Source organism: Vibrio makurazakiensis, assembly GCF_050337375.1.
GTDB classification, from domain to species: domain Bacteria; phylum Pseudomonadota; class Gammaproteobacteria; order Enterobacterales; family Vibrionaceae; genus Vibrio; species Vibrio makurazakiensis.
On the sequence record NZ_JAKJSW010000238.1, the window covers coordinates 1 to 5,955 of the forward strand.

General features: G+C 43.2%; 5 protein-coding genes. 3 read left to right on the forward strand and 2 right to left on the reverse strand.

Features of this window, described 5'->3' with window-relative positions; translation table 11 throughout:
- A partial coding sequence (locus L4C33_RS18830) for an aromatic amino acid transaminase (protein WP_428813945.1) occupies window positions 1-756 on the forward strand: 756 nt, incomplete at its 5' end.
- A gap of 119 nt (window positions 757-875) precedes the next feature.
- Here the strand turns inward: L4C33_RS18830 and L4C33_RS18835 are convergent.
- On the reverse strand, window positions 876-1,502 hold the full coding sequence (locus tag L4C33_RS18835; protein ID WP_428813946.1) for a hypothetical protein: 627 nt from the start codon (window positions 1,500-1,502) through the stop codon (window positions 876-878).
- Window positions 1,503-1,656: 154 nt separating this feature from the next.
- On the opposite strand from L4C33_RS18835, the gene L4C33_RS18840 reads away from it, so the two are divergent.
- Both L4C33_RS18840 and L4C33_RS18845 read left to right on the forward strand, forming a co-directional pair.
- Window positions 1,657-3,546, forward strand: a complete 1,890-nt coding sequence (locus L4C33_RS18840; RefSeq protein ID WP_428813947.1) for a DUF294 nucleotidyltransferase-like domain-containing protein — start codon at window positions 1,657-1,659, stop codon at window positions 3,544-3,546.
- A gap of 5 nt (window positions 3,547-3,551) precedes the next feature.
- Entirely contained in the window at window positions 3,552-4,268 is a 717-nt protein-coding gene (locus tag L4C33_RS18845) for a 3'-5' exonuclease (RefSeq protein WP_428813948.1), read from the forward strand.
- A gap of 77 nt (window positions 4,269-4,345) precedes the next feature.
- On the opposite strand, the gene L4C33_RS18850 is transcribed toward L4C33_RS18845, so the two are convergent.
- The coding region (locus tag L4C33_RS18850) for a methyl-accepting chemotaxis protein (protein ID WP_428813949.1) at window positions 4,346-5,955 on the reverse strand (1,610 nt) is incomplete at its 5' end.

Sequence of the window (5,955 nt, forward strand, 5' to 3'; positions counted from 1 at the left end):
CAATACAGCTACTACAACGCTGAAACAAAAGACAAAGATTTCGCCGGCATGGTTGCAGACCTTGAGAAAGCATCAGCGGGTGACATCGTGCTGCTACACGGCTGCTGTCACAACCCAACGGGTATCGACCCAACGCCTGAAGAATGGGAAACACTGGCTAAATTAGTTGCAGACAAAGGTCTTCTTCCATTATTCGATTTTGCTTACCAAGGTTTTGCAAAAGGCGTTGAAGAAGATGCAGCTGGCCTACGTACTTTTGCTAAGTACAACAAGGAAATTCTTGTAGCGAGCTCGTTCTCTAAAAACTTCGGTTTATACAATGAGCGTGTGGGTGCATTTACTCTTGTTGCTGAAAATTCTGAAATCGCAACTACTGCGTTCTCTCAAATTAAGAGCATTATTCGTTCTATCTATTCAAACCCACCAGCTCACGGCAGTGCAGTAGTAACACACATCCTTGGTGATGCTGAGCTACGTGCTGAATGGGAAGCTGAAGTAGCTGAAATGCGAGACCGTATTCAAGAGATGCGTGAGCTGTTTGTTGCTACGCTGAAAGCTGAAGGTGTTGATGCTGACTTTACCTTTATCGAGCGTCAAAACGGTATGTTCTCGTTCTCAGGTCTAACTAAAGAACAAGTGAACCGCCTAAAAGTTGAATTTGCTATCTACATTGTGGGTTCAGGTCGAATCAGCGTTGCTGGTATGACTAAATCCAACATGGGTCCTTTATGTAAAGGTATTGCAGCAGTTCTTTAAAACGTTCGTTTTAATCAAAACTCTCGATAACCAAAAGCCAGTTTAAAGCTGGCTTTTTTGTACCTACTCTGTTTCTAAGCTCGTCAGAACATCAAAATAACCGAACTTTAAGCCAGCCTTTATAATTCCAGCAAAAAGTTGATACCAATCTCATTGGTTCTCTCATCTTGCCCATTCCTATGGTTATAGAATCCACCAACAGCAAACTTTGGCGTCACTAAGTACCTCAAGCTGGTGTGGTAGACCTCTTCATCCAATAAATCACTTCGATTGAACTGCACACTTCCTATCGCTATCCATGATTCGCTAAAACCATAATTTAATGCGACTTTAACTCCATGGATAAACTCAGTGTCTGAAGAAACGGTCGTATTGGCGGCATCATTTAATTCCACTTTGGCTTTAGTAACACCAATTTGATAAGACGTTACGAAGTCAAAATCTCGCACAATAACATAACGGTAACCAGCCCCTGCCATCAGCGTATCCGCTCGAGTAGTAGTTTCGTCGGGATGAAGAAAACGGGCTGTATAATCTCCTACAACAAGCCAATTATCATCGGCTTGATAACTTCCTCCAATGGAGAATATCGACGCATTAGAATTGACACCAGCGTCTTCGTTTAAGCTTCCTGACCCCACACTGGCATAGAGATAATCGTAATCAAGAATAGTTGAAGGTACCTCTTCAGCAGAGAGCTTCATTGAGTACATTAACGCCAAAATTACCAAGCCAACCTTATGCATACTCTCCTACCTCCGTAAACCCACTTTCACTACTTTAAAAAGGTTAGTCTATCCAACGGAAATTAAAAAGGTTTTCAGCCTGAACGGCAATTGTCACGGCAAAAAGACGGTAAATGTTGTACCATGAAATCATACCAATTTATGGACACCGTATATGGAAGCTGAGTTATTAGAAATTCAAAATTTTCTAGCACAATACCCCCCTTTCAATGAACTCCCAGAAGAAGCTCTAACAGCTGCGACACAAAGCGTCGAGATCTCTTATTATCGCCAAGGTACACCTATCATTCACTTTGGTGACCAGATCAACGATTTATACATCGTTCGTAGTGGCGAAGTAGAAGTCTATCGTCGTAAAGGGGAGCTTTATAACCGTTTAGATGAAGGTGACCTTTTTGGTCAAATGGGGCTACTCACTAACAATAAAGTTCGTTTCCCGGTAAAAGCGATTGAAGATACGTTGCTTTATTGTATTCCAGAGTCCGTCTTCCAAGATCTCTACGAGAATCATGACTCTTTCGCCGATTTCGTCGAGGTCGAAGATAACGCTCGTCTCAGACAAGCTTTGTCTGACAACAACGATGCCAACGACTTAACCACATCGAAAGTTAAAACACTGCTTAACCGCGATGCACCTATCATCAACAAAAGTAAAACCATACAAGAAGCAGCCACAATGATGGCTGAAGAAAATGTATCGTCACTACTGATCCTTGACCCGGATATTGTTGAAGATGATGAAGATGATTCGACCCCAGTCATAGGTATCATTACCGACCGTGATTTGTGTACTCGTGTACTTGCTCAAGGACTAGATCCTAGCGATGAAGTATCAAGCGTAATGACCACTGAAGTTATCTCGCTCGATCACAATGCCTATGTCTACGAAGCTATGTTACATATGCTTCGTTACAACGTTCATCACTTACCAGTGCTGAAAGACCGCAAGCCTATCGGGATTATCGAAACAACAGATATCGTCCGTTATGAATCTCAGAACTCACTGTTATTGGTGAGCAGTATTTTCCAGCAGCAAACAATTGAAGACCTCAAAGCCATTTCTGAGCAGGTGAAAGAAAGCTTCGTACGCTTAGTCAACGAAGATGCCAATGCTCACATGGTAGGCAGTGCAATGTCGGTAATAGGCCGAAGCTTTAAACAACGTATCATCGAGCTTGCAGAAGAGTCTCTTGGCCCTGCTCCTATCCCATATTGCTTCTTAGCGTTGGGATCGATGGGACGTGATGAGCAATTACTAGTTACTGACCAAGACAATGCCATCATTCTCGATGACACTTATAAACCAGAAAAACATAATGCCTACTTTGAAGCACTTTCAAAATTCGTTTGTGATGGGCTTGATGAATGTGGGTACAGCTACTGTACCGGTGACATCATGGCAACAAACCCTACGTGGCGTATGACTCGTCGCGAGTGGGAAGCCTGCTTCTCAGACTGGATTGATGATCCAAACCCTAAAGCACTGCTTAACGCATCTATCTTTTTCGATCTTGATGGTGTGTTCGGGCGACTGAAATGGGCTGAACAACTCAATAGCTTCATTGTTCGTCGTTCCCGAAAAAACAACCGCTTCTTGGCATGTTTAGCAAGGAATGCTCTGAACCGCACACCGCCACTGGGTTTCTTCAAGGACTTTGTAATGGAGAAAGATGGTCGCCACAACAACTCCATTAACCTAAAGCGTCGTGGTACCGCGCCTTTAGCCGACCTTATTCGTGTACATTCACTTGCAGTCGGCTCTCGTTCAAAGAACTCATTTGAACGTTTAGATGACATTATCGATGCAGGTATTTTGCCGAAAGGACGCGCACAAGACTTAAAAGATGCGATGGAGTTTATCTCTATGGTACGTATTCGCCACCAAGCGCTCGACGTAAATAACGAGATAGATCCAGATAACAATATTGAGCCAGAGAATCTGTCTGACTTTGAACGTCGAAACCTAAAAGACGCATTCCAGATTCTCAGTAACGCACAGAACTTTTTAAAGTTCCGTTACCAAGCTAATAACAACTTTAAGTAATGCTTATGAATAAATTATTTGGAAGTCCAACAATCGATTGGCCTTATAAGTTCCAGCAGAAGCTTGAACGCTGTAAGGACGAACGTTTAAAGCGCTTTTACTCTCATGAGCTGCCGAGCCCTGACACCCCAATTTCAGAAATCACCTTTCTTGCAGTTGATTTTGAAACGACGGGTTTAGATGCAAAGAAAGACGACATCATCACCATTGGTATAGTCCCGTTTTCATTGAATCGAATTTATCTTAAACAGGCAAAACATTGGACAATACGACCAAGAAAGCAGTTAGAAGAAGAATCGGTTGTGATACACGGTATTACTCACAATGACATACTCGATGCTCCAGACCTCAATGAAATCATCGATGATGTATTAGAGGCGTTTTCTGGGCATATTATGGTTGTTCATTATCGCCGTATCGAGCGTGACTTTCTGAGCAATGCCTTGAAAGTACGAATTGGAGAAGGCATTGAATTCCCGGTTTTAGATACACTTGAAATTGAATCAAATATTCAAGGTAAGCTCGCTGGCGGGATTTGGAATAAGTTAAAGGGTAAACAGCCAGGTTCGGTACGATTAGGGCAAAGCAGAAGGCGTTATAGCCTTCCTGATTACACGCCACATCATGCCCTGACGGATGCCATTGCAACTGCTGAACTACTTCAAGCACAAATTGCTCACCATTATGATCCTAATGCTCCGATTAAGAGCATGTGGTTATAGCAGGTCACGTCTTTAGACAAAAAAAGAGGAGCCATTTGGCTCCTCTTTTTTTATTGAATATCCAGATAAGTCGTTAATTACAACTTAAAGCTACGGATTTCATCCTCAAGCTCAAGAGACAGCTTAGACAATTGAGCTGCTTGGCTCGCCGCATCATGAGCTTCTGCTGCTAGCTCATTAGACACGTCGCGGATCCCTTCAGTATTACGTGTAATTTCTGAAGTTACTGACGCTTGTTCTTCTGCAGCGGAAGCAATTTGCGTAGCCATATCACTGATACGCTMTACTGCAGCATGAATCTGCGTTAGGCTTGCTGAAGCTGAGTTTGCATCGTCAACACTGGTTCCCGCCAGTTTACGGCTGTCATCCATAATGCTCACAGCTTTACCAGTCGTACCTTGCAATAATTCAATTGTTTGCTGAATTTCCTGAGTCGAGCCATGAGTACGTTGACTCAGAACACGAACTTCGTCAGCAACAACTGCAAAGCCACGTCCTTGCTCACCAGCACGAGCAGCTTCAATCGCCGCGTTCAGTGCTAGAAGGTTTGTTTGCTCAGCAATACCTTGAATGTTCGACAAGATTGCATTGATGCTATTACCGTGCGCTTCAAGTTCTTGGATAACATTTGTCGCAACTTGTACTTCTTGTTCCAAGTTCTGGATTGAAGATTGCGTTTGAGTTACTTGGTCTGAACCATGAACACAAGCACCAACAGCTTCTGATGAACTTTGTGCTGTGTGGTCGGCGTTACCAGCAATCTCTTGTGTTGCTGCTGCCATTTCATTAACAGCCGTTGCAACCATATTGATTTCATCTTGCTGTAAACGAATACGAGCGCTTCGAGCTTCTGCTTGAGAAGCCGTCACTTTAGATTGCTCGCTCAATGACGCTGACACTTCGCTCAACTTAACCACCATTTGGTGCATATTACTCACAAAGCGGTTAAAGCTTGTCGCCAGTTGCCCTACTTCGTCATCGCTCTTAGGTTCTAAACGCTGAGTTAGATCGGCATCACCTGAAGCAATCTTCTCAAGAGCATCTGACACACGTTTAAGATCGCGGAATAAGAAGCTAACCAACCAAGATACCAGTACGATAACGATCAATGTGATCACGACTGCTGTTGTGATCAACTGAGAAAGCAAAGATGAATGGTTTGCTTCTTCTGTTTCGCGATCCATTTGAATCGCAAAGATCCAATTCGTGCCTTCTACTTTTGCAAAGTAAAGCAGCTTCTCTTTACCTTGTTCTTTAATTATCTCAATCGAACCAGTACGAACTGCATTTTCAATCACTGGCATCGTCATATCACGAGACAATTGATCAACAGGTTTAAGTGCTAGAGATTTGTCAGGATGAGCTAAGAACGTACCATCAGTCGCATCAATCAGCATTGTGATGATCTGTTTACCTGCGCTATTTGCTTCTTGGTACCAAGGGCGTTGACGSGGGTCATAACCAGCTCGATTACGTTCAGGGTGTGAACGATACATATCGCCTTGAGGTGTGCCCAAGAAGATATCATCAAAACCACCAGCAACACGTGCTTGCTTTAGGTATGGAACAACGTCTGATTCCTCTGAGAATTGGTTAAACGCCGTTGCAATATCTTTACGAATTGCTATCCAGTTTTTAATACCTTCAGAAGCGGCTTCTGACACGCTCTCTGCTCGAAGGTAAACAC